This window comes from Streptococcus sp. HF-100 (assembly GCF_015594635.1).
GTDB lineage: Bacteria > Bacillota > Bacilli > Lactobacillales > Streptococcaceae > Streptococcus > Streptococcus vaginalis.
In genome coordinates this window covers 114,815-139,730 of sequence record NZ_JADNQV010000006.1, presented here as the reverse complement: position 1 = coordinate 139,730, position 24,916 = coordinate 114,815, and the positions used below count along the sequence as shown (strand labels likewise).

At 39.8% G+C, this 24,916-nt stretch carries 24 protein-coding genes; 18 read left to right on the top strand and 6 right to left on the bottom strand.

Annotated features, from left to right (window positions below):
• Positions 1-8 precede the first annotated feature (8 nt).
• The 3 genes from IYQ23_RS07195 (at position 9) to ahpF (ending at position 3,717) form a co-directional block, all read left to right on the top strand.
• The gene (locus tag IYQ23_RS07195; protein WP_195674502.1) at positions 9-1,505 is read left to right on the top strand and encodes a cell division site-positioning protein MapZ family protein; all 1,497 of its coding nucleotides are present in this window, start codon (positions 9-11) and stop codon (positions 1,503-1,505) included.
• Positions 1,506-1,607: 102 nt separating this feature from the next.
• Entirely contained in the window at positions 1,608-2,174 is a 567-nt protein-coding gene (gene ahpC / locus IYQ23_RS07190) for an alkyl hydroperoxide reductase subunit C (RefSeq protein WP_106100099.1), read from the top strand.
• 10 nt (positions 2,175-2,184) lie between these two features.
• Positions 2,185-3,717, top strand: coding sequence for an alkyl hydroperoxide reductase subunit F (gene ahpF, locus IYQ23_RS07185; protein ID WP_195674501.1), 1,533 nt, complete (start codon positions 2,185-2,187; stop codon positions 3,715-3,717).
• Positions 3,718-3,765: 48 nt separating this feature from the next.
• Here ahpF and IYQ23_RS07180 read toward each other — a convergent pair whose 3' ends face one another.
• Positions 3,766-4,248 (bottom strand): S-ribosylhomocysteine lyase, encoded by a 483-nt coding sequence (locus IYQ23_RS07180; RefSeq protein WP_195674500.1) that lies wholly within the window; start codon positions 4,246-4,248, stop codon positions 3,766-3,768.
• 215 nt (positions 4,249-4,463) lie between these two features.
• Here IYQ23_RS07180 and IYQ23_RS07175 point away from each other — a divergent pair, with 215 nt between their 5' ends.
• From IYQ23_RS07175 to IYQ23_RS07115, 13 genes are all read left to right on the top strand, one after another.
• On the top strand, positions 4,464-6,071 hold the full coding sequence (locus IYQ23_RS07175) for a ribonuclease Y (RefSeq protein WP_049507081.1): 1,608 nt from the start codon (positions 4,464-4,466) through the stop codon (positions 6,069-6,071).
• A 161-nt stretch (positions 6,072-6,232) separates the two neighbouring features.
• Positions 6,233-6,859 carry a guanylate kinase gene (gene gmk / locus IYQ23_RS07170; protein WP_003070249.1) on the top strand — a complete coding sequence of 209 codons (627 nt, stop codon included), beginning with the start codon at positions 6,233-6,235 and terminating at the stop codon, positions 6,857-6,859.
• 25 nt (positions 6,860-6,884) lie between these two features.
• Positions 6,885-7,199 carry a DNA-directed RNA polymerase subunit omega gene (gene rpoZ, locus IYQ23_RS07165; RefSeq protein WP_003070247.1) on the top strand — a complete coding sequence of 105 codons (315 nt, stop codon included), beginning with the start codon at positions 6,885-6,887 and terminating at the stop codon, positions 7,197-7,199.
• 58 nt (positions 7,200-7,257) lie between these two features.
• Complete coding sequence (locus IYQ23_RS07160) at positions 7,258-9,639, top strand: primosomal protein N' (RefSeq protein WP_195674499.1); 2,382 nt, start codon at positions 7,258-7,260, stop codon at positions 9,637-9,639.
• Between the two features lie 72 nt (positions 9,640-9,711).
• On the top strand, positions 9,712-10,647 hold the full coding sequence (gene fmt, locus IYQ23_RS07155; protein WP_195674498.1) for a methionyl-tRNA formyltransferase: 936 nt from the start codon (positions 9,712-9,714) through the stop codon (positions 10,645-10,647).
• Complete coding sequence (gene rsmB / locus IYQ23_RS07150) at positions 10,637-11,950, top strand: 16S rRNA (cytosine(967)-C(5))-methyltransferase RsmB (RefSeq protein WP_195674497.1); 1,314 nt, start codon at positions 10,637-10,639, stop codon at positions 11,948-11,950. The genes fmt and rsmB overlap by 11 nt, the downstream gene beginning before the upstream one ends.
• Before the next feature lie 18 nt (positions 11,951-11,968).
• Entirely contained in the window at positions 11,969-12,709 is a 741-nt protein-coding gene (locus IYQ23_RS07145) for a Stp1/IreP family PP2C-type Ser/Thr phosphatase (RefSeq protein WP_195674496.1), read from the top strand.
• Complete coding sequence (pknB, locus tag IYQ23_RS07140; RefSeq protein ID WP_195674495.1) at positions 12,706-14,580, top strand: Stk1 family PASTA domain-containing Ser/Thr kinase; 1,875 nt, start codon at positions 12,706-12,708, stop codon at positions 14,578-14,580. Before IYQ23_RS07145 ends, pknB begins: the two co-directional genes overlap by 4 nt.
• 260 nt (positions 14,581-14,840) lie before the next feature.
• Entirely contained in the window at positions 14,841-15,539 is a 699-nt protein-coding gene (gene liaF, locus IYQ23_RS07135) for a cell wall-active antibiotics response protein LiaF (RefSeq protein ID WP_003025810.1), read from the top strand.
• A complete protein-coding gene (locus IYQ23_RS07130) occupies positions 15,536-16,531 on the top strand; it encodes a sensor histidine kinase (protein ID WP_195674494.1) in 996 nt (331 codons plus the stop codon). Before liaF ends, IYQ23_RS07130 begins: the two co-directional genes overlap by 4 nt.
• A 1-nt stretch (position 16,532) precedes the next feature.
• Positions 16,533-17,165, top strand: a complete 633-nt coding sequence (locus IYQ23_RS07125) for a response regulator transcription factor (RefSeq protein ID WP_021001361.1) — start codon at positions 16,533-16,535, stop codon at positions 17,163-17,165.
• Between the two features lie 39 nt (positions 17,166-17,204).
• Positions 17,205-18,605 (top strand): bifunctional Cof-type HAD-IIB family hydrolase/peptidylprolyl isomerase, encoded by a 1,401-nt coding sequence (locus IYQ23_RS07120; protein ID WP_195674493.1) that lies wholly within the window; start codon positions 17,205-17,207, stop codon positions 18,603-18,605.
• Between the two features lies 1 nt (position 18,606).
• Entirely contained in the window at positions 18,607-18,981 is a 375-nt protein-coding gene (locus IYQ23_RS07115; protein ID WP_003025803.1) for a S1 RNA-binding domain-containing protein, read from the top strand.
• A 125-nt stretch (positions 18,982-19,106) separates the two neighbouring features.
• Here IYQ23_RS07115 and IYQ23_RS07110 read toward each other — a convergent pair whose 3' ends face one another.
• From IYQ23_RS07110 to IYQ23_RS07095, 4 genes are all read right to left on the bottom strand, one after another.
• Entirely contained in the window at positions 19,107-19,424 is a 318-nt protein-coding gene (locus tag IYQ23_RS07110; protein ID WP_003025801.1) for a DUF960 domain-containing protein, read from the bottom strand.
• Positions 19,425-19,543: 119 nt separating this feature from the next.
• Positions 19,544-20,077, bottom strand: coding sequence for a nucleoside tri-diphosphate phosphatase (locus tag IYQ23_RS07105; protein ID WP_003025799.1), 534 nt, complete (start codon positions 20,075-20,077; stop codon positions 19,544-19,546).
• A gap of 77 nt (positions 20,078-20,154) precedes the next feature.
• Positions 20,155-20,940 carry a recombination regulator RecX gene (recX, locus tag IYQ23_RS07100; RefSeq protein ID WP_037593756.1) on the bottom strand — a complete coding sequence of 262 codons (786 nt, stop codon included), beginning with the start codon at positions 20,938-20,940 and terminating at the stop codon, positions 20,155-20,157.
• Positions 20,941-21,003: 63 nt separating this feature from the next.
• The gene (locus IYQ23_RS07095) at positions 21,004-21,780 is read right to left on the bottom strand and encodes an aminoglycoside 3'-phosphotransferase (RefSeq protein ID WP_006267458.1); all 777 of its coding nucleotides are present in this window, start codon (positions 21,778-21,780) and stop codon (positions 21,004-21,006) included.
• 56 nt (positions 21,781-21,836) lie between these two features.
• Here IYQ23_RS07095 and rlmD point away from each other — a divergent pair, with 56 nt between their 5' ends.
• Both rlmD and IYQ23_RS07085 read left to right on the top strand, forming a co-directional pair.
• A complete protein-coding gene (gene rlmD, locus IYQ23_RS07090) occupies positions 21,837-23,195 on the top strand; it encodes a 23S rRNA (uracil(1939)-C(5))-methyltransferase RlmD (RefSeq protein ID WP_195674492.1) in 1,359 nt (452 codons plus the stop codon).
• 1 nt (position 23,196) lies between these two features.
• Positions 23,197-23,628 carry a cytidine deaminase family protein gene (locus IYQ23_RS07085; protein WP_138099349.1) on the top strand — a complete coding sequence of 144 codons (432 nt, stop codon included), beginning with the start codon at positions 23,197-23,199 and terminating at the stop codon, positions 23,626-23,628.
• A gap of 290 nt (positions 23,629-23,918) precedes the next feature.
• On the opposite strand, the gene IYQ23_RS07080 is transcribed toward IYQ23_RS07085, so the two are convergent.
• A complete protein-coding gene (locus tag IYQ23_RS07080) occupies positions 23,919-24,851 on the bottom strand; it encodes a nitronate monooxygenase (RefSeq protein ID WP_195674491.1) in 933 nt (310 codons plus the stop codon).
• Positions 24,852-24,916 lie beyond the last annotated feature (65 nt).

The window sequence follows — 24,916 nt, the reverse complement described above, 5'->3', positions numbered from 1 at the left end:
GATTTGCCGTGAGTAAAGACGAAAAACATTTGCCAGAACAAGAAGAAAAAGAATCAATTCTTGATTTTGAAACAGCTAAAGAAATGACAGTTGGTCAAGCTGCTCGAAAAAGCGAAGAACTTGAAGCAGGGGTGACGGAAGAGGACAATGTGCTGGATAAATATATTAAACAGCACCGTCAAGAAATTGAAGCTGGAAAATTTTCGGCTCAATCTGCAGAAGAAATGTCTGAAGCAGAAGATCAAGAACAACTGAGCCAGTTAGACTTGGCAGAATTTATCCAGGAGATGCACGATGAGGTTCAAGAGGAAGCCCCCCTAGAATCTGCAGAGGTAGCGTCTGAGGAGTCTGCCTTTGATGAAACAGTAGCTGCACTTGCAGCCAGCGAAGCAGAACCGCAAGAAACTTCGGAAGAAAACAGTACACAAACTCCAGAGGAGTTAGAGGCTGAGACAAAAATAATGGAACCAATTCAGCCTGAAATGGATGATATTCCTGTGAGTTCAACTGAGACAACGGAAAGCTATCCGACTTTTACAGCGTTAGATGAAGAAATGGAAACAGGGAACGTTCCATTTTATAAAAATAAGAAAGTCCTCTATTCTGCAGCGAGTGTTGCTTTACTGGCTCTAATCGGTGGGACTGTTTATCTGTCGTTGAATAGAAAGCAAGCAAAGCCAGCTACAAATTCAACGAGCCAAACCAGTAAATCTTCTACTACTTCTAGCTCTGAAAATAAGGATTTGAAGGCTTTCAACAGTCTTTATGATTCATTCTTTACAGATGCCAATAAATTAGCTTTGAAAAATAGTAGTTTTGGCAATTTAGATAAATTGAAAGTAGCACTAGAAAAATTAAAAAACACCAACGAATACAATGTTGCCAAAGCAAAATATGATAGTTTGGTCAAACAAGTTGAAGCTGTTCAAAATGTGAATGCGCAATTCACTTCAGCAGCTATTACAGATGGTGTTTTGGATACTAAAGCAAAGGTTAAGGCTGATGCTAAATTTACAGATGTCACAACTGGAAATACGGACTTGGATAAGGTGTTGAAATCTGCGATTAGCTTAGGAAAGAATCAACAAACCTCTGATCCTCAATCTGAGGCTGCCGCTGCACCGTCACAAAGCTCCGCTCAAGCACCTGTAGCAGAACAACCAGCTTCTGTACCAGCGCAAACAACTGCTCCAGCAGCACCAGCGTCAGGCACGAATTTACAGCGTCATTTAAGTCGAGTACCATACGACCAAACTAAAATTAACGACAGTAATAATCCAGCTTGGAATTTCAATCCTGGTGTGTTAGAAAAAATCTTAGCAACCTCACGGGAACGTGGCTATTTCACAGGAGATAATTATATTCTTGAACGTGTGAATATTATCAACGGAAATGGTTATTACAATTTATTTAGAACAGACGGAACCTACCTCTTTAGTATTAACTGTAAAACGGGTTATTTTGTAGGAAATGGCGCGGGTTACGCAGATGCTTTGGATTATTAGGAAACGTTTTCAAGCAAGATATTAGACACTAAAAATCTTATAGGCTATAATGGGTTTATAAGATTTTTATTTTATTATAAAACTAATTTTGGAGGTAATCTTATGTCACTTATTGGTAAGGAAATTGTCGAGTTTACAGCAGATGCTTATCACGCTGGAAACGGGAAATTTATCACAGTTTCTAGTGAAGATTTAAAAGGTCATTGGAGCGTTATCTGCTTCTATCCTGCTGATTTTTCATTTGTTTGTCCGACTGAGTTGGAGGACTTGCAAGAGCAGTATGCAGCTCTTAAAGAACTAGGTGTGGAAGTTTATTCTGTTTCAACAGATACGCATTTTACACATAAAGCTTGGCATGATCATTCAGATGCCATTGGAAAACTTGAATACATCATGATTGGCGATCCATCTCATGCTATTTCTCTTGGTTTTGATGTGTTAGATGAAAGTGGATTGTCTCAACGCGGTACTTTTATCATTGACCCAGATGGTGTTGTACAGGCACTTGAAATCAATGCAGACGGTGTTGGGCGCGATGCTTCTGTCTTGATTGACAAAATCCATGCTGCACAATATGTTCGGAGTCATCCAGGTGAAGTTTGCCCAGCTAAATGGAAAGAAGGAATTGAAACACTGACTCCAAGTCTTGATTTAGTTGGTAAAATTTAAGGAGGCTTATATGGCTTTAGATGAAACAATTAAAGCACAACTGAAGCAATACTTGGAACTTTTAGAATCTGATGTTGTATTTCAAGCTTCTTTAGGTCAAGATGAGCGTTCTGAGCAGGTGCGGGCTTTTCTAGAGGAAATTGTAGCAATGTCTCCACGTTTATCACTGGAAAATATAGAGACTAACCGCAAGCCAAGTTTTACCGTTACACAAGTGGGGCAAGCAGGGCGTGTGCAGTTTGCAGGACTTCCCTTAGGGCATGAATTTACATCTTTTGTGCTGGCTTTGCTGCAAGTCTCTGGTCGCGCACCAAAAGTAGAAGATGCTGTTATAAAACGAATTCAAGCTATTAAGCAGCCGCTTCATTTTGAAACTTATGTCAGCTTAACCTGTCATAATTGTCCAGACGTTGTTCAAGCACTGAATACAATGGCTGTGCTGAATCCAACTATCAGCCACACAATGGTTGAAGGGGGCATGTTTAGACAAGAAGTTGAAGACAAAAAGATCATGGCTGTCCCAACGGTTTTTCTAAATGGTGAAGAATTTGCAAATGGTCGTATGACCATTGAGCAACTGCTCGACAAGATTTCTGGACCTGCTTCAAGTGAAGAATTTGACAAAAAAGAACCATTTGATGTGTTGGTTGTTGGGGGCGGACCTGCAGGAAGCAGCGCAGCTATTTATGCTGCTCGTAAGGGAATTCGTACAGGTATGGTCGTTGAAACTTTCGGTGGACAAGTTATGGAGACTGTCGGTATCGAAAATATGATTGGTACGCCTTATACAGAAGGACCTAAGCTGATGGCGCAGGTAGAAGAACATGCCAAGAAATATCCAATTGATATCATGAAGAATCAACGTGTGAAGAACATTGAGAAAAAGGATTTGATTGAAGTGGAGCTTGAAAATGGAGCTGTTCTGAAAGCGAAAACAGCAGTTCTTTCTGTTGGTGCTCGCTGGCGAAATGTTAATGTTCCTGGTGAAGAAGAGTTCCGGACGAAAGGTGTAACCAATTGTCCACATTGTGACGGTCCTATTTTCACAGGTAAAAAAGTGGCTGTTATCGGTGGAGGCAATTCTGGAATTGAAGCAGCCATTGACTTAGCTGGTCTGGCAGAGCATGTTTATGTACTAGAATTTCTACCAACTTTGAAAGCTGATCAAGTGTTGCAAGACAGGGTACAGCAACTTAAAAATGTGACAGTTCTAACCAATGTGGCTACAAAAGAAATTCAAGGTTCTGATCAAGTTGAAGCCATTACTTATCTCAATCGTGCGAATAATGAAGAACATAAAATTGAACTCAGCGGTGTCTTTGTTCAAATTGGTCTTTTGCCAAATACAGACTGGCTCAAAGATAGCTCAGTTGCTCTTAATGAACGCGGTGAAATTATTGTTGACAAACATGGTGCAACAAATGTGCCAGGAATTTTTGCAGCAGGTGATTGTACAGATAGCGCTTATAAACAAATCATTATTTCAATGGGTTCAGGAGCAACGGCAGCTTTGGGAGCGTTTGATTACTTAATTCGTCAATAAAAAGAAAACGAGTAGGAAACTTGAAGTTCCTGCCCGTTTTTTTTTATTTTATACAAGATGGCGTTTAAAAGGATCGTCAGAGATTCCTTGATCTAAAATTAGCTTGCACCATTCTTTGGCAGAAAAGAGGCTGTGATCTTTGTAATTGCCACAAGATTCGATAGTTGTACCAGGGACATCTTCCCAAGTGGTTGCTTCAGCAATTTCCTTTAGAGAAGCTTTAATGACTTTAGCAATTTCAGTTGAGCTATGTTGACCCCACATAATCATGTGAAAGCCGGTACGGCAGCCAAAAGGCGAACAATCAATCATACCATCAATGCGAGTACGAATGAGCTTGGCTAGCAGATGTTCAATCGTATGAAGTCCAGCGGTCGGAATGGCATCTTCATTAGGCTGTACCAGACGAACATCAAAGTTGGAAATGATATCCCCTTTAGGTCCCACCTCTTCGCAAATCAAGCGTACGTAGGGGGCTTTGACAATCGTGTGATCCAACTCAAAACTTTCAACAATGACTTCTTTGACCATAAATAGAACTCCTTTTACTTTTAATAAATTATACCATATTTTGCTCTAGCAAAGAAAAAAATTCTGCTTACCAAAGCCAGACAGGAAAAAGGATTCGCGAAAAAGAATGTGAAAACAGTCACGTATTTATAAGAATTTAGTTTGTGAAAAATCGATTTTTATGATAAAATAATTAAGAATTTTACAATTCAATATCAATAATTTGAGGTAAAAACATGGAAATGATTTTTGCAGGTGTTTTTGCCGTCATCATTGGTTTAGTCATTGGATATGTAAGTATCACAGTTCGCATGAAATCTGCGAAAGAAGCTGCGGAACTTACTCTTTTAAATGCTGAACAAGAAGCAACTAATTTACGTGGACAAGCTGAGCGCGAAGCGGATTTGTTATTAAAAGAAGTGAAGCGCGAAAGTAAATCCCTTAAAAAAGAAGCACTGTTAGAGGCAAAAGAAGAAGCCAGAAAATATCGAGAAGAAGTTGAGGCAGAATTTAAATCTGATCGTCAAGAATTGAAGCAATTGGAAAGTCGTTTGACAGAACGTGCGACAAGTCTTGATCGTAAAGATGACAATTTGACCAACAAAGAAAAAATACTCGAGCAGAAAGAACAAAGTATTTCTGATAGAAACAAAAACCTTGAGGCGCGTGAAAACAAACTGACAGAGTTGGAGCAGCACAAAGAAGCAGAATTAGAGCGTGTTGCTTCACTTTCACAAACTGAAGCCAGAGATATCATTCTCACTCAGACTGAGGATAAGTTATCAAAGGAAATTGCGACGCGTATTCGTGAAGCAGAGCAAGAAGTCAAAGAACGTTCTGATAAAATGGCAAAGGATATTTTAGTCCAAGCCATGCAACGGATTGCAGGTGACTATGTTGCGGAGCAAACCAATTCAACAGTTCATCTGCCGGATGATACGATGAAAGGTCGCATTATTGGACGTGAAGGTCGGAATATTCGAACCTTTGAAAGTTTAACGGGTATTGATGTCATTATTGATGACACACCAGAAGTGGTGACTTTATCTGGTTTTGATCCTATTCGACGTGAAATTGCACGCATGACAATGGAAGCCCTGTTGAAAGACGGTCGTATCCACCCAGCTCGCATTGAAGAATTAGTAGAGAAGAATCGTCTGGAAATTGACCATAAGATTCGTGAATATGGTGAAGCAGCGGCTTATGAAATCGGTGCACCAAACTTACATCCGGATTTGATGAAGATTATGGGACGCTTGCAATTCCGTACGTCATATGGGCAAAATGTATTGCGTCATTCTGTTGAAGTTGCTAAGTTGTCTGGTGTCATTGCAAGTGAACTCGGTGAAAATGCTAACTTAGCTCGCCGTGCAGGCTTCCTTCACGATATTGGAAAGGCTATTGACCGTGAAGTGGAAGGTAGCCATGTGGAAATTGGAACAGAATTGGCTCGTAAGTATAAGGAACATCCAATTGTGGTCAATACAATTGCTAGTCACCACGGTGATGTAGAACCTGAAAGTGTGATTGCAGTTATTGTTGCAGCAGCTGATGCACTTAGTGCGGCTCGTCCAGGTGCTCGTAGCGAATCTCTTGAAAGCTATATCAAGCGCCTGCAAGATTTGGAAGAAATTGCCAATAGTTTTGAAGGTGTGAAAAATAGTTTTGCCTTACAAGCAGGTCGTGAGATTCGGATTATGGTCAATCCTGGTCAAATCAAAGACGATAAGATTACTATCTTGGCTCATGATGTGCGTGAAAAGATTGAAAACAACCTCGAATATCCAGGAAATATCAAAGTAACGGTCATTCGGGAAATGCGTGCTGTAGATTATGCCAAATAGACCTTGCTTAACATGAGCTACTCATCTATGATGTGCAGCTCCCTGTAAGCAAATGATGCCTATATTGATTTTCAAAAACAAGCACATATCTATGCGAAAAAGCAGTTGAAAAAATACTGCTTTTTTGTTACACTAGATAGAAAGACAATGAAGGAGATATGATGGCGGATCGTGGCTTGTTAATCGTTTTTTCTGGTCCCTCAGGTGTGGGAAAAGGAACGGTTCGACGTGAGATTTTTGAAAGCTCGGACAATCAGTTTCGATACTCTGTATCCATGACAACTCGTGCTCAGCGTCCCGGTGAAGTGGACGGGGTGGATTATTTTTTCCGTACGCGAGAAGAATTTGAGGAGTTGATTCGACAAGGTCAGATGTTGGAATATGCAGAGTATGTCGGTAATTACTATGGAACTCCTTTGAATTATGTGAATGAAACCTTAGATAAAGGAATTGATGTTTTCCTTGAGATTGAAGTTCAAGGGGCACTTCAAGTGAAGAAAAAAGTTCCAGATGCTGTTTTTATCTTTTTGACGCCACCTGATTTGGCAGAATTACAAGATCGTTTGGTGGGGCGCGGAACAGATAGTGCTGAGGTAATTGCTAGACGCATTGCTAAGGCAAGAGAAGAGATTGCTCTCATGCGCGAATATGACTATGCGATTGTCAATGATGAAGTTCCCTTAGCAGCAGAGCGCGTCAAACGTGTGATTGAAGCTGAACATTTTCGAGTGGAGCGTGTTATCGGTCACTATCAAGATATGCTATCAGAACAACTTTCAGTTAGATAAGAATTTAGAAATTAGGTAAAGAATTATGATGTTAAAACCTTCAATTGACACCTTACTTGATAAGGTACCTTCAAAATATTCCTTGGTGATTCTTGAAGCAAAACGTGCTCATGAATTGGAAGAGGGTGCTACTCCAACTCAAGAGTTTAAGTCTGTCAAATCAACACTTCGTGCTTTGGAAGAAATCGAATCTGGCAATGTTGGGATTCACCCAGATCCTGAAGGCAAGCGAGAAGCTGTTCGTCGTCGCCTTGAAGAAGAGCGACTTCGTAAAGAAGAAGAAGAGCGTAAAATTAAAGAACAAATTGCCAAGGAAAAAGAAGAGGGTGAAAAAATTTAAGGTTGGGTCAGCTCAATCTTATTTTTTCTTTTACTGAGAAATGCGAGGTGGTGAGAAAGTGCAGATTGCAAAAGTCATTATGGATGTTCCTCTAATGCAGACAGATAAACCTTATAGTTATGCAGTTCCGAAAGAATTTTCGACTATGTTAGAAATTGGCATGCGTGTGCATGTGCCTTTTGGGAAAGCTAATCGCTTGATTCAAGGGATTGTCGTAGAGCTAGCAGAAGAAACGACAACAGAATTGAAGGAAATCGTGGAAGTGTTAGACTTTACACCAGTTTTAAATGAGGAGCAGCTGTGGCTGGCAGAAGAATTGAGAAAATTTGTCTTTTCTTACAAAATTTCAATTTTAAAAGCTATGTTGCCGGGGTTTCTGAACTCCAGCTATGATAAGATTCTCCATGCGCAACCTTCTTTGAATGAAGAAGATCGACTGCTCATTTTTGGCAATGCAGATCAGCAACATTTCTCATCGCTTGATAAAGAATTGCAAGCTAAGGTGATGCGTTTGGCACGGCAAGGGGCGATTCAGATAGAATACCAAGCGATAGATCAAAAGCATATTAAAACAGAAAAATGGTATCAGGTTAATCAAGGAATTTTGGAGCAGCTAGTCATTCCCCAACGGGCGAAAAAAAAGCAAGCCTTGCGAGACATTTTGCAAGTTCAGACTGGAATGCACCGTTTAGCAGATTTGAAAGAAACATTTTCACGGGAAATTATTCACTATTTTATAGAGCAAGCAGCTTTGCAAATCGTTGAAAAAGAGGTGAGTCGTTCTGAGGCTTATTTTGAAAATATTTCAGCGACTTCTGCCTTGGTATTAAATGAAGAGCAGGAAGCTGCGGTTCAAGCTATCACGCAACAAATCGGGCATGGTGGCAAGCCGTTTCTGCTAGAAGGAGTGACAGGTAGCGGTAAGACGGAGGTCTATTTGCAGGTCATTCAGGAGGCGCTCAGCTGTGGCAAGACAGCCATTATGTTAGTGCCTGAAATTTCCTTGACACCACAAGTTACAAACCGCTTCATTTCGCGTTTTGGAAAGAAAGTAGCCATTCTTCATTCGGGGCTTTCAAATGGGGAAAGGTATGATGAATGGCGCAAAGTTGAGCGAGGAGAAGCGCAAGTTGTTGTTGGCGCTCGTTCTGCCATTTTTGCTCCTTTAAAAAATATTGGAGTGATTATCATTGATGAGGAACATGAAGCGAGTTACAAGCAAGACTCCAATCCACGCTATCATGCGCGAGATGTCGCTTTACTACGTGCAAAGTACAATCAAGCCGTTCTGGTGTTGGGGTCGGCGACGCCGAGTTTAGAAAGCAGAGCGCGGGCTGGCAAAGGTGTGTATCACTTTTTGCAACTGACCAAGCGAGCCAAGCCGCAAGCTCAGATTCCTGAAGTGGAAATTGTGGATTTTCGTGATTATATTGGGCAAAATGAAGCTAGTAATTTCACGCCTGTTTTGTTAGAAGCCATTCAAGACAAGCTAGATAGAAAAGAGCAGGTTGTCTTGATGTTGAACCGACGGGGCTATTCTAGTTTTGTCATGTGTCGTGAATGCGGAACGGTTGACACCTGTCCAAATTGTGATATTTCCTTGACCTTGCACATGGATACCAAAAGTATGAATTGTCACTATTGTGGTTTCTCAAAAGGGATTCCCCACAGTTGCCCGAATTGCTCCAGTCGGAGCATTCGATACTATGGAACTGGGACACAAAAAGCTTATGATGAATTAGCAGAAGCCTTTCCGCAGGCTCGTATTTTGAGAATGGATGTTGATACTACCCGGAAAAAGGGCAGTCACGAACAAATCTTAAAAGAATTTGGTGAAGGGCGTGCAGATATTTTGCTGGGAACCCAGATGATTGCAAAGGGTCTGGATTTTCCAAATGTTACTCTCGTGGGAGTGCTCAATGCGGATACGGCTTTGAATTTGCCAGATTTTCGTTCATCTGAGCGCACCTTTCAACTCTTAACTCAGGTTGCTGGGCGTGCAGGACGAGCTGAAAAGGAAGGTCATGTGATTATTCAAAGTTACAATCCGAAGCATTATGCGATTACTTTTGCGAAAAATCAGGATTATGAGGGCTTTTATGCTTATGAAATGAGTATTAGAAAGCAGTTGGCCTATCCACCTTATTATTTTACGGTGGGACTTACCTTGTCTCATAAAATGGAAGCAGAGGTTGTTAAAAAGTCATATACAGTGCTGAATATGATACGTTCTGCTCTGTCAGAGAAGGCTCAGATATTAGGACCAACTCCTAAGCCGATTGCCCGCACTCACAACCTCTATCATTATCAATTGATGATTAAATACCGTTTTGAGGAGCATTTGCAAGAGGTTTTAAATCAGATTTTGGATTGGACGCAAGAAAAGGACAATAAGGACTTACGTTTAAGTATAGACCACGAGCCACAAAGTTTTATGTAGCCTTATTTTAGCTTTTTTAAAGAAAAGCAGGCTTTCTTCTGATATAATAGTAAAAAAGAATATGAGGAAACCATGACAAACATTATTTTTATGGGAACGCCAGATTTTTCTGCAACGGTGCTTAAAGGATTGCTGGAAAGCAAACAGTACGAGATTTTGGCAGTAGTTACACAGCCAGATCGCGCAGTAGGACGTAAAAAAGAAATCCGCATGACGCCTGTTAAAGAACTGGCTTTAGACTATGGCTTACCAATCTATCAGCCAGAGAAATTGTCTAAAAGTGCTGAATTAGATAGTTTGATGAATTTAAACGCTGATGGTATCGTCACAGCAGCTTTCGGTCAATTTTTACCAAGCAAATTGCTAGATTCGGTCAATTTTGCCGTCAATGTGCATGCTTCGTTGTTACCAAAATATCGCGGAGGAGCTCCCATTCACTATGCCATTATCAATGGTGACAAAGAAGCTGGTGTGACTATTATGGAAATGGTCAAAGAGATGGATGCGGGTGATATGATTGCGCGTCGAGCGATTCCTATTGAGGAAACAGACAATGTTGGGACGATGTTTGAAAAGTTAGCGTTGGTCGGACGCGATTTGCTACTTGAGAGCTTGCCTAGTTATCTAGCTGGAGATTTAAAACCAGTTCCGCAAGACAAAAATCAAGTTACCTTTTCACCAAATATTTTACCAGAAGAGGAGAGAATTGACTGGATCAAGACCAATCGACAAATTTTTAATCAGATTCGAGGCATGTATCCGTGGCCAGTAGCTCATACGCTTTTAAATGGAGAGCGTTTTAAAATTTACGAAGCTACTCCAGTAGAAGGAGCTGGTCAACCGGGAGAAATTCTTGCTATCAGGAAAAAGGAATTGATTGTAGCGGCTGGTGAGGGAGCACTTTCTCTGAAAACAGTACAGCCAGCTGGAAAGCCCAAAATGACTATCATTGATTTTCTGAATGGTCTGGGACGGCAATTATCAGTAGGTGATTTCTTTGGTCAATAAAATAAAAACAGCGCGGCAAACGGCTCTTGCAGTTTTAGAAGCAGTTTTTTCAGAAGGAGCTTATTCCAATATTGCTCTCAATCAGACATTGCTAGAAGTGCCTTTAAGTTCTGCAGACAAAGGACTTGTAACAGAAATCGTATATGGTACCGTTGCACGTAAAATCACTTTAGAATGGTATTTGTCTCATGTTATTGAAAATCGAGATAAGTTGGATTCCTGGCTTTATATTCTTTTGTTGATGAGTTTGTATCAAATACAGTATCTTGATAAAATTCCAGCGCATGCGGTCGTCAATGAAGCGGTAGAGCTGGCAAAGGCACGAAAAAAGGGAAGCGAAAAGTTCGTCAATGCAGTGCTGCGAAGACTATTGCGGGACGGTGTGGCAGATATAGGCAGTATTAAACGTAAAAACAAACGCTATTCTATTCAGTATTCTCTGCCAGTTTGGCTGGTTAAAGTGCTGATTGAAGAGTACGGTGAAAAACGAGCTCTATCCATTTTTGAGAGTTTATTTCTTCGAAATAAAGCCAGCGTTCGAGTAGTGGACCTAAGCCGTAAAGAAGAATTAAAACAACTGTTGCAGGCAGAAGATTCGCTATTAGCTCCGAGTGCGTTGGTGAAAAGCCACGGTCATTTTGCAGGGCATGCCTTGTTTGAGGAAGGTGCTATTACTATTCAAGACGAATCTAGCCAATTGGTCGCGCCAACTCTTGAATTGCGCGGCGATGAAAAAGTGTTAGACGCATGCAGTGCACCCGGTGGTAAAACCATGCACATTGCTTCTTACTTAACGACAGGACAGGTCACGGCATTAGATCTCTATGAGCATAAGTTGGCTCTGATAAAAGAAAATGCACAGCGCTTAGGTGTGGCAGATAAAGTGATTACGAAAAAGCTAGATGCGAGAAAGGTTTTTGAAACTTTTGGAGCAGACGCCTTTGATAAAATTTTAGTAGATGCGCCGTGTTCAGGAATTGGTCTAATCCGACGGAAACCAGATATTAAATACAATAAAGAAAATGCAGATTTTGCCTCGTTGCAAAAAATTCAGCTTGAGATACTGGATAGTGTTTGTCAAAGCTTGCGAAAAGGTGGTATAATAACTTACAGTACCTGTACGATTGTTTCGCAAGAAAATTTTCAAGTTGTTGAGCAGTTTTTGGCAGCTCATCCAAATTTTAAACAGGTAAAACTAGAACATAATAGACAGGATATTCTAAAAGATGGCTGTATTTTAATTACGCCAGAATTGTATGGAAGTGACGGATTTTTCATCAGTCAATTCAAACGAATATCCTAACAGGAGGAAACTGACAGTATGGAAATTTCATTATTAACAGATGTTGGTCAGAAGCGTACAAATAATCAAGATTATGCCAATCAATTTGTTAATCGTGCCAGTATGACAATGGTTCTTTTAGCAGATGGTATGGGAGGTCACCGTGCCGGTAATATTGCTAGTGAAATGGCAGTAACAGATCTCGGTGCTGCTTGGGTGGACACTCAGATTGATTCTATTAACGGTGTCCGTGAGTGGTTCGCAGAACATCTCGAAACAGAAAACCAAAAGGTTCACCAATTTGGTCAAGATGAAGAATACAAAGGAATGGGCACGACACTTGAAGCCTTAGCAATTATTGGGACTCAAGCTATTTATGCCCATGTAGGGGATTCACGTATTGGCTTAGTGCGTGGGGACAGCTACAGACAGTTGACGAGCGATCATTCTTTGGTGAATGAATTGCTCAAAGCGGGACAGATTACGCCTGAGGAAGCAGAACGTCACCCACAACGCAACATCATCACGCAATCAATCGGTCAAAGAGGCGAAGTGCAGCCTGATGTTGGCATGATTAGCTTAGAAGATGATGATTACATTATTTTGAATAGCGATGGTTTGTCCAATATGATTTCAGAAAGTGAAATTTATGATATTATGACAAGCGATATTGCTCTTTCAGAAAAAGCGGAAACCTTGATTCGCTTTGCAAATAATGCAGGCGGTCTGGACAATATTACAGTTGCCCTGGTTCATTATCATAAGGAGGACGCAGAATGATTCAAGTCGGCAAGATATTTGCCGGACGATATAAAATCATCAAACAAATTGGTCGAGGTGGCATGGCAGATGTCTACTTGGCGAAAGACTTGATTTTAGACGGGGAAGAAGTCGCAGTTAAGGTTCTAAGAACCAATTACCAGACGGATCCAATTGCTGTAGCACGTTTTCAAAGAGAAGCACGCGCCATGGCAGACTTGGATCATCCTCATATTGTCCGGATTACCGACATTGGAGAAGAAGAAGGTCAGCAGTATCTAGCAATGGAATATGTGGCTGGACTTGACTTAAAACGCTATATCAAAGAGCATGCTCCTTTGTCTAATGAAGAAGCGGTTCGAATCATGGGACAAATCCTTTTAGCGATGCGTTTGGCGCACACGCATGGGATTGTTCACCGAGATTTGAAACCTCAAAATGTCCTTTTAACTCCAGATGGCGATGCAAAAGTAACAGACTTTGGGATTGCAGTAGCTTTTGCAGAAACGAGTTTAACGCAAACCAACTCTATGTTGGGGTCTGTACATTATTTGTCACCAGAACAGGCGCGTGGTTCAAAAGCGACCGTTCAGAGCGATATTTATGCCATGGGGATTATTTTCTATGAAATGCTGACGGGACATATCCCTTATGATGGAGATAGTGCTGTTACGATTGCCCTACAACATTTCCAAAAGCCCCTACCGTCCATTATTGCTGAAAATCCAAATGTTCCACAAGCATTGGAAAATGTAGTCATCAAGGCAACGGCAAAAAAATTGACGGATCGTTATCAGTCAGTTGCAGAAATGTATGTGGATTTATCAAGCTGCTTATCTGCTGACCGTCGAAATGAGAAAAAACTAGTTTTTGATGACACTGCTAAAGCAGACACAAAGACACTGCCGAAAGTATCACAAAATACCTTGACTTCTGCGACGAAGTCAACACCTACTCCTACAAAAGAAGCAGTCAGTAGTAAGCCTACGCCTAAGCCAAAAGCAAAAAAGAAGCGCCGTTTAAGAACGCGCTATAAAGTTTTGTTATCAGCGGTGGTTTTAGTCATCGTAGCTCTGGTGGCTTTAGTCTATTTGAGTCCGTCAAATGTAAAAATCCCAGATGTTACTGGAAAAACTATTGCCCAAGCTCGTTCCGCTATTGAAACTGCAGGTTTGAAAGTTGGCAAGGAAAAAGACGAATACAGTGATTCTGTTAAAAAAGATTCAGTTATTCGCACCAATCCAGAAGCGGGAACGCAACGTCGTGAGGGCAGTACGGTGGATCTGATTGTCTCAAAAGGAACTAAAACTTTTATTATGGAAGATTATAAAGGTCAGAAAAGAGCAGATGCTATCAACAATCTGGTACAAAAATACAAGGTTTCAAAAGGCTTAATTAAAACAGAAGAAGTGGAAAGTAATGAGTATGCGGCAGGAACAGTTGTTGATCAAACACCAGCAGCAGGCAGCACTTATGATTTGACTTCAAAGACCCGTATTACGTTAAAAGTAGCGAAGTCCGTTTCAAGTGTCACGATGCCAAGCTATATCGGCTCAACCTATGAATTTGCTTATAATAATTTGACGGAAGTGATTGGTATTCAAGGTGCGAATATTGAAAAACGTACGGTTACAACAGCTCCAGCGGGTACACAGGCAAATACGATTATCAGACAAACCCCAGAAGCTGGTCAGTCTTTGAATTTGAAGAGTGATCGCATTGTCTTATATGTATATGAGCCAAAAAACGAAGATTCTTCAACATCTGAAAGTAGTTCACAATCTGATAGCAGCTCAAATAAAACTAGCCCATCCTCTAGCAGTTCGTCAACTAGTGGTAATGATGGAAGCAGCTCAAAAACACCAGACACAAGTGCTAGTGCAAGTAATTAAAAAAGAGAGAGGATAAAATCGTAGTTTTGTTAAACCGATTTTCCCTCACTCTTTTTTTGCACTCGTTTTACATCATTGATAAGCATTGCTTCTGCTCAATCAAGTTTATCCAGTATATTGTAATTAAAAATATTAGCTTCTAGGACTACAAACTAGAACTTTAAAATATTTTCTTCCAGTTCACTCCCTTCTTTTCATACCTTAGCCGGAGGAATTTTTGTAAGTTTTTGATACAATAGAGTAAGAAAGGTATCGAGGCTATGAGAAAGATCCAATTTTTTATCTTTGTTGAATCTATTCTATTAACATTTGCATTAGTGACCATTTTGTCTGGTCATTTTTCACGTGTTATTCTTTTTTTGGTGCTCTTCTTGTTATTGCTCTATTATTATTTTGGAAAACAAAGAGGAAATTTTCTGCTAGTAACCTCTACCATACTGCTCTTTTTCATTATTATGCTCAATCCTTATGTTATTGCTGCCTTGCTCTTTGCGGTCATTTATGGCATGATTGTGGCTTATCCTTACATTTATAAGGAAAATGGAGTGACGAATCTCATCTTTGATGATGCAGTAGAACAAAAACGTGAAAAAAATCAATGGTTGGGAAATCTTCATCATTTTGGCTCATCAGATACCTGTCGATTTGATGACATCAATCTTTTCCGTCTTATGGGTAAAGATACGATTCATTTGGAACAAGTCATTATCACAAACCATGACAATGTGATTATTTTGCGAAAATTTTTCGGAAATACAAAAATCATCGTGCCAGTTGATGTGGCAGTCAGCCTGAAAGTGAATAATTTATATGGTGAATTGCAGTTTTTAGATCAACCTGTTTATGAATTGCGAAATGAAAGTATCAGCCTAACGACACCAGACTTCAAGCGAGCACATAAAAGCGTCAAAATTGTCCTGTCAACGTTTTTAGGAAATGTTGAGGTGGTTCGCAAATGAAAAAAGTCTACTATCTCTTGATTAGCTTTTATTCCCTACTCATTTTAGGAATCATTATTCATTATATTTTTAGCCTATTTAATTTTGATTGGCAACTGATTTTTAGTAATGTAGAGCGGTTGGAAAAGTTCAGTTTCTTTGTGATTGTACTGACTTTATCTCTGACGATGCTGATGATTTTAGGTGTTAAAGTGATTCAAATGGTCACTTTATCTGCCATTCAGACAAACCTAAAAAATGTTTTAGAAGGTCGAGAATTGCAAGAAATTCATCATCCTGAAATTGATGCCTCTTTTCGGCAGATTTCAGAGAAATTAACTCATTTGACAGAAAATCTGCAAAAGTCAGAGAACCGTGCCTTGCAAAATGAAGAGACGATTATTGAGAAAGAGCGCAAGCGAATGGCGCGTGACTTGCATGATACGGTCAGTCAAGAGCTTTTTGCTGCCAATATGATTTTGTCAGGTGTGACAGGTCAAGTGGAGAATTTAGATACAGATGCATTATCAAAACAATTGATTGGCGTATCAGGAATTTTAAATACAGCTCAGCGTGATTTGCGTATCTTGCTTCTACATTTGAGACCGACAGAGTTGGAAGGAAAAAGCTTGGTTGAAGGGCTGAATCTCATCTTGAAAGAGCTATCAGATAAAAGCGATATTGAGGTGAGCTTTCATCATGATGTGCAAAAATTACCGAAACAGATTGAGGAGCATATTTTTAGAATTGCTCAGGAAATTATCAGTAACACGCTCCGTCATGCAAATGCGAATCATTTAGATGTTTATTTGTATCAAACTCGGAATGAATTGCAGTTGAAAATGACAGATGATGGAATTGGCTTTGAGCGTACCTCGTCTGATGAATTGAGCTATGGTTTGAAAAATATGGAAGAAAGAGTAAATGATATGGCAGGAACAATGCAGATTTTAACGGCTCCTAAACAAGGAGTAGCGATTGACATTCGTGTACCTTTATTGAAAGGAGTTTAGGATGCATATTTTATTAGTAGATGACCATGAAATGGTACGACTTGGCTTGAAAGGTTATTTGGATTTACAAGACGATGTGGATGTAGTGGCAGAAGCTTCAAATGGTCGCGAAGGAGTTGAAAAAGCTTTGGAGTTGCGCCCAGATGTGATTATGATGGACATTGTTATGCCTGAAATGAGTGGGATTGAAGCGACACTTGCTATTTTGAAAGAATGGCCTGAAGCTAAAATTCTCATTTTGACTTCTTATTTGGATAATGAAAAAATTTATCCGGTTTTAGACGCAGGTGCTAAAGGATATATGCTGAAAACATCTAGTGCTGATGATATTTTACGAGCTGTCCGAAAAGTAGCTAAGGGTGAACTTGCCATTGAAACAGAGGTCAGCCAAAAAGTGGAATATCATCGAAATCATATTGAATTGCACGAAGATTTGACTGCGCGTGAGCGAGATATTTTAGGACTACTGGCAAAAGGTTATGAAAATCAACGCATAGCAGATGAATTATTTATTTCTTTAAAGACAGTGAAAACACATGTGTCCAATATCTTATCAAAGCTAGAAGTGAGCGATCGTACACAAGCTGTTGTTTATGCTTTCCAACATCACCTTGTCCCACAAGATGACATTTAGTGGTATAATAGAAAGCAGAATAATTCCTAGAGGGAGATTATGGACGCAAAATTAAAATATAAATCCAAGAAAATCAAAATCGTCTTTTTCGATATTGATGATACGTTGCGAGTGAAAGAGACTGGCTACATTCCGGACTCTATCAAAACGGTGTTTAAACAGCTAAAAGAAAAAGGAATTTTGACAGGAATTGCTTCGGGGAGAGGAATTTTTGGTGTGGTGCCGGAGTTGAAAGCGTTGCAGCCTGATTTTTTTGTCACCTTGAATGGGTCCTATATTGAAGATAAAGCAGGAAAGGTTATTGCGCAAACCCCGATTGATCGAAATTTAGTAGAAACTTATATCGCTTGGACGAAGGAAGTTGGGATTGACTTTGGCCTCGTTGGTAGTCATGAGGCAGCGCTTTCGACGCGAACACCGCTTATTGATGAAGCCATTGATATTGTTTATCCTAATTTACCTATTCAGCCGGATTTTTATCAAGATCACAACGTTTATCAAATGTGGACATTTGAAGATATCGGAGATAGCTTGCAATTGCCCAAAGAGTTAGAAGAACATCTACGATTGGTTCGCTGGCATCCGCATTCATCAGATGTAGTTCTAACAAATGGTTCAAAAGCATCTGGAGTAGCGACAGTTGTGGAGCATCTAGGGTTGAAGCCTGAGAATGTGATGGTTTTTGGAGACGAGCTCAATGATTTAGAGTTGTTTGATTATGCAGGTATCAGTATTGCTATGGGCATTTCACATGAAAAAATAAAAGCCAAGGCTGACTTTGTGACAAAAAAAGTAGAAGAAGATGGCATTTTTTATGCTTTGGAGGAATTAGGAATGATAGAAAAAGAATTACATTTTCCACAAGTAACGATGGAAACAGCAGAAGGACCGAAAGCGACTATTAAAACCAACCACGGTGATTTGAAATTTCAATTATTTCCAGAACAGGCACCGAAGACAGTGGCTAATTTTATCGCTTTATCAAAAGATGGCTACTATGATGGAATCATTTTTCACCGGATTATCAAGGACTTCATGATTCAAGGTGGTGATCCAACTGGTACGGGTATGGGTGGCGAATCTATTTATGGAGAAAAGTTTGAAGATGAATTTTCACCAGAATTGTATAATATCCGTGGAGCACTTTCAATGGCTAATGCTGGTCCAAATACAAATGGCAGTCAATTTTTCATCGTGCAAAATAGCAAGATTCCTTATGCACAAAAGGAATTGGAACGAGGTGGTTGGCCAGCACCGATTGCTGAAATCTATGCAAGCAAAGGTGGAACGCCGCATTTGGATCGCAGGCATACTGTGTTTGGTCAATTGCTAGACGAAGCTTCTTATCAAGTGTTAGATAAGATTGCGGCAGTTGAAACTGGTGCAATGGATAAACCACTGGAAGATGTTGTGATTGAAACCATTAAAGTTGAGGATTGAGATGAAAATTGGTGAAAAACTAAAAGGCCGAATTACCGGTATTCAGCCTTATGGTGCTTTTGTGGAACTAGAAACGGGTGACATGGGATTGATTCATATCTCAGAAATTCGGACAGGATATATCGAAAATATCCATGAAATTCTGCATGTCGACGATCAAGTATTGGTGCAGGTGATGGACTATGATGAATTTTCGGGCAAGGCTAGTTTGTCAATGAGAACTCTGGAAGAAGAGAAGCATCATTTGCCTAAACGCCATCGCTTTTCAAATGACCGTTACAAGATTGGTTTTGCACCACTCGCCAAAAGTTTGCCGACTTGGACCAAGGAAGCAATGGATTTTCTGAATCAATCAAAAGAAGAAACTGATGAATAAGCATCAAAGCAGACTTTAAATACTCAATATAAAGCCCTCAATAGAATGGTTCTATGAGGGCTTTTATGTGTTTTCGTACATTAAGGAGTGGTTGTATCATCACATATGCTCTACTTAATATACCATTACATCAAGGTATACTCATCTGGCAGCATAATAGTTTCTTTACCATTATTGTCAGTCACAAAGATTTCTCGTGGAAAAAATGGATCGAAAGCGTCATTAAAATCAAAAGTGACAACAGTCGCTAGGCTCTCTTGTGAAAATTGAAAAGTCGTTTTTCCTTTGTTGTTGATGAGTTCAAATCGGAGAAGCTCATCTAATTCAAACACACCTTTTAGAAAATTATCAATGATGTACCAGAAAGAATCAATAATGTCATCTGGCAAACTTGTTACAACGCCAAAGCTGGCATAACGTCCACGTGTATTTGTAAAAGCCATTGTTTCTTCCTTTCTGTGCTCATTCATCAAAGGATTTTCTATATGATACATAAAATAAGCTTGAATTGCAAGAAATTGTTCTTTGAAAATCAAAAAGGACCAGAGGTCCCTTGGCAACTTTAGCGATTCTTTAGCTCTACATAACGTTTGTACCAAATATTGACATAGGCTTGTGAAAAAGGTCCACGCTCATTATTAATCCAGTCTACTAAGATTTTCACATTCTCCTTGAGAATGTAATCTAAATCATTGGAATAGTTCATTTGTCGCTTGTGGCGCTCGTATTCATCTACATCCAGCAATCGCTTTTCACCATTGGTGAAGACTTTGACATCTAAATCATAATCTATGTATTTTAATGCTTCTGCATCAAGATAATAGGGGCTGGCTAGATTGCAATAGTAGGAAACCCCATTTTCGCGGATCATAGCGATAATGTTAAACCAATATTTTTTATGAAAATAGACAATAGCTGGCTCACGTGTCACCCAACGCCGCCCGTCACTTTCTGTGACCAAGGTATGGTCGTTGACACCAATAATGGCGTTTTCTGTTGTTTTTAGTACCATGGTGTCGCGCCAAGTGCGGTGCAGACTTCCATTATGCTTATAACTTTGAATTGTAATAAAGTCGCCTTCTTTTGGAAGCTTCATCATCTACCAACTTTCTACAATTTATCAGGTTATCGCTTTTATTGTAACATATTTTCATGAAAAAACATAAATAAACCTTACATTTTTTGTAGATATTCTTTGAGAGCGCTAGCAATATCAGAAAAATCATAACCTTTGCGAGCGAGTGCTTGGGTGAGGCGTTGTTTTAACTCATATTCGTCATATTTTTTAGAATATTTGCGGTATTGCTTATCTAATTCTTTGTACAGTAATTTCTGCTGAGTTTCCTCATCTTCTTTGATGTCTAAGGTTTGATAAGCTGCCTTAGCTTCGGTATAGGAAAAGCCTTTGTTCATCATAGATTGAAGAATTTTATCCTGCAGGGCCTTACTTGGTAGTTTGCTTTGATAGTTGCGGAGTAGTTTTGCAGCAACTTTTTGACTTACTTCTGTAAAATCAAATTTGCATAATTCTTCATCAATAATAGGAGCTGTGATACCTTTTTGAGCCAATTTTTGCTTGAGGACAAAAGCACCTTTATCACCAGATAGAAGATTGGAATGAATAAAGGAATAAGCATATTGTCTGTCATCTATCCAGTTATCTTTTATGAGAATCGTTAGCACTTTCTCGATGGTATCTAAGGAAATCTCGTGTTTTGTCAAATAATCCCGCACTTCTTTGACAGTTCTTTGCTTGAAAGAAAGATAATATAGAGCTAGATTTTTTCCGTAAGAAAACTGTGCGTAGTCCTGAATTTCTTTTAATTCTTGCTCACTGATATTCATGCCTTTTGATAACATAAAGTGAACGATAGTATCTTCAGTGATGTAAAGTTTGTCAATTTCGTCCAATTCTAAAAGATAGAGACGCTTTTTCTTTTCAATTTTAGTGATTTTCATAATCATTCTTTCGATAACTTGTGTGAAATTTGGAGCTAATGAATGGGATAGTAAGTGTGACTATTAGCCAAATGCTTCAAAAGCTGCGATAAGTCGTAATTTCTCGGAGTTGATATTTTCTCGACCATAGTAGTCCAAAAATAGGTCGCCATATTTTGGATTGCCTAGATTATAATTCAGTGACCAGATAGCCCAGTAAAGGTCAATGTGGCGATCACTAAAGCCAGATAGCCCAACATCAATGAAACAGGAGAACGTCTTAGCGTCTTTTAAGATAAAGTTGGGCAAACAAGCGTCACCGTGAATAAATGCATCTCTTGTAAGAAGATGTCCCTGTTCTTGGATAAGCTGATAGGCTTCTTTTCTACTGCGAATCTGAAATTGTGGCAGGAGAGCTTTTTCATAGAAAAGCCCTTTTTGATAATTCTCTTCCGCTAGCTGAATATAGTTCTTTAGAAGTGAGTTTGTGGGAAAGTGGACTGGTTGGAGGTTATGGAGCTGTCTTAGCGCTGTTGCCATGGTTTGGCAGAGGACTTCTGGTTGGTCTAGCACTTCCAATCCTGATATGCCGGATGCTTCTTTAGTGAGCAAGTAGTCCCTGTCTTGGCTGATGTATGTCAAGACAGGAACACCGAGCCCTTGTTTGTCAAACCATTTAGCACATTGTGCCTCTCGTGCTAGCTTTCCTTTTTGGTCTATTTTAAGATAGTAGCCTGTGTCTAGATAAAGCACGGTTGCGCCTGAGTGGGAAGAACTGTCATACAAAGTGGCTTTCTCTGTATATATTCGTAATTCTTCTGGGAATTGAGAAATTGTGAGAGTTACTTTTTCTTTTTTCATACTGATTATTGTACCATATTCTCAACATTATCGTGTTGGCATGGTATAATAGGCTTATGAGTTTGAAAGTAAAGCAAAGAATCCCTTTAAAAATTAAGAAAATGGGAATTAATGGGGAAGGGATTGGATTTTATAAAAAGACATTGGTCTTTGTACCAGGTGCTTTAAAAGGTGAGGATATTTTTTGTCAAATCACGACGGTTAAGCGTAATTTTGTCGAAGCAAAACTGTTGACGATTAACAAACGCTCTAAGTATCGAGTAGAGCCTCCTTGTGAGATTTATGAAAAATGCGGGGGCTGCCAGATTATGCACTTGCATTATGACAAACAGTTAGAATTTAAGACAGATCTGCTGCGGCAGGCTTTGAAAAAATTTGCACCTCAAGGTTATGAAAACTACGAGATTCGTCCAACGATTGGTATGCAAGAACCTCAATATTATCGAGCGAAGTTGCAGTTTCAAACACGGAAATTTAAGGGAGATGTAAAAGCGGGTCTTTATGCGCAGAATTCTCATTATCTGATTTCTTTGAAAAACTGTCTGGTTCAAGATAAAGTAACGCAGAAAATCATCAATAAAGTGGCTCTCCTTTTGGGAAAGTACAATCTTCCTATCTATGATGAGCGCAGGAGAGCTGGCATTCGGACAGTCATGATTCGCAGGGCTCGAAAAACGGGACAGGTGCAGATGATTTTTGTTACGGGAAAGAAGTTGGACTTTTCTCCAGTCATTCGCGATTTGTCAGCAGAATTTCCAGAGTTGGAAACAGTGGCGGTCAATTACCATACGACAAAATCAAGTGAAATCTATGGAGATAGGACGGAGATTATCTGGGGGAAAGAAACTATTCAGGAAGGTGTTTTGGATTACGAGTTTTCCTTATCGCCTAGGGCTTTTTACCAGCTCAATCCAGAGCAAACAGAGGTGCTTTACAGTGAAGCCGTTAAGGCTCTGGATGTCGATTCAGAGGATTGTTTGATTGATGCTTATTGTGGCGTGGGAACGATTGGCTTTGCTTTTGCTAAAAAAGTGAAGTCTCTTCGTGGCATGGATATTATACCAGAAGCTATTGAGGATGCTAAGCGAAATGCCAAGAAGATGGGCTTTGACAATGCTTATTATGAGGCTGGGACTGCTGAAAGCATTATTCCTCGTTGGTACAAGGAAGGTTACCGAGCAGATGCCTTGATTGTGGATCCGCCACGGACTGGCTTAGATGAAAAGCTGCTTGGAACGATTGTTCGTTATGCACCAAAGAAAATGGTTTATGTCTCCTGTAATGTCTCTACTCTAGCTAGAGATTTGATACAATTGAGTAAAGTCTACGATGTTCATTATATTCAATCTGTGGATATGTTTCCACACACAGCCAGGACCGAGGCTGTAGTGAAATTGGTAAAGAAAGAGGATTAGAATGGATATTTGGGAAAAAATGTATGAAGAAGCTAAGGAGCTCTATAATCCGCATGAGGTATCGCCCTTTGTGTACGCTAATCATGTTGTAGCAGCTATTGAAGCAGAGGATGGAAAGATTTATACCGGCTTTTGCTTTGAAGGAACCTGTGGTGTTTTTCATCTCTGCGCTGAAAGGGCAGCAGCTTTTAATATGTATCAGTATTCTGGACAGACAAAAATGAAACGAGTATTGGCTTTTCGTGATAAACCGCCTTATGGCGGAGGTTCTGGTATGCCTTGTGGGGCGTGTAGAGAATTTCTAATGGAGTTGAATCCTGAAAATCGTCATCTAGAGTTTATGTTGGATTTTGAAAAACGAGAAACGATTACTTTGGGAGAACTCATGCCTTACTGGTGGGGGCAAGAACGTACTGAAAATGACGGAAAATGATATGAAGCACTTTTACTGTATGTTAGAATAATATACGAGGCACTTTCTAACAACGAAAGTTCAAAGGATCAGGATGTAAAAATTGCAAAGAAGGTATTCTGTAGCAATGCTATTGATATTTTATAGCGTTTGGTAAATGGGATAGAATGACTTGTTCATGAGTGAGCCTAGTTTAAGGCAGATGACAAATAGGCGACAGAAGTTGAGCAACTAAAATGAAACGCAAATATTTTAACTGCTTCAGCAATAGAAAAACTTGTAGAGATTATTTTCTACAAGTTTTTTCTATTTTACAAGGAAATATCTGTATTTTCCAATACTTTTTGTGCATCTGAGACGATTGTTTCAATGATTTCTTTGCATGGTCGGATTTCTTTTATCATACCAGCAATTTGACCGCACATCATGGAGCCGTTTTTGGTGTCTCCCTCATATACAGCTTTTGAGAGAGCTCCAATAGTAATCTCTTCCAATTCCTCACGGCTGGTACCTTTATTTTCAAGTTCTATATAATGGTCTGTCATTTCGTTTCGGATACAACGAACGGGGGCACCCGCCCTCCTGCCTGTGACAGCTGTATCTGTATCATTTGCCTTGAGAACTGCTTCTTTATAACTTTCAGCGATTGGGCATTCTTCTGATGCGAGAAATACCGTACCGAGTTGAACTCCTTGTGCACCTAAAACGAAAGCAGCAGCAAGCCCGCGACCGTCTGCAATACCTCCTGCACCAATCACGGGAATATCAACTGCATCAGTAATTTGTGGCAGCAAAGCCATGGTATTGGTGCTACCGATATGACCACCCGCTTCAGATCCTTCAGCGATAACAGCGTCAACACCTAATTCTTGCATTTTTTTAGCATGTTTCACGCTGGCAATGACCGGAATAACCTTGATACCTGCTTCTTTGAGAGCAGGCAGAATAAATTTAGGGGTGCCAGCACCAGTTGTCACAATAGGAACTTTTTCTTCGATGATAACATTCACAAGCTCTTCGACATTTTTCAGCATCAGCATCACATTAACAGCGAATGGTTTGTCTGTGAGTTTACGCAATTCACGAATTTCTTCGCGCAATTGGTCGCCAGTCATACCACCTGAAGCAATAATCCCCAAGCCACCCGCTTCTGAAACAGCAGCAGCCAACTGATAGTGAGAAATTTGCGCCATAGCACCTTGAAAAATTGGATATTTGATGTTTAGTAAAGTTGTAATAGACATACTATCTCCTTCATCCTGTTTTTGAAATTATTATATCACGATTATAAAAACGTTTTCAAATCTGT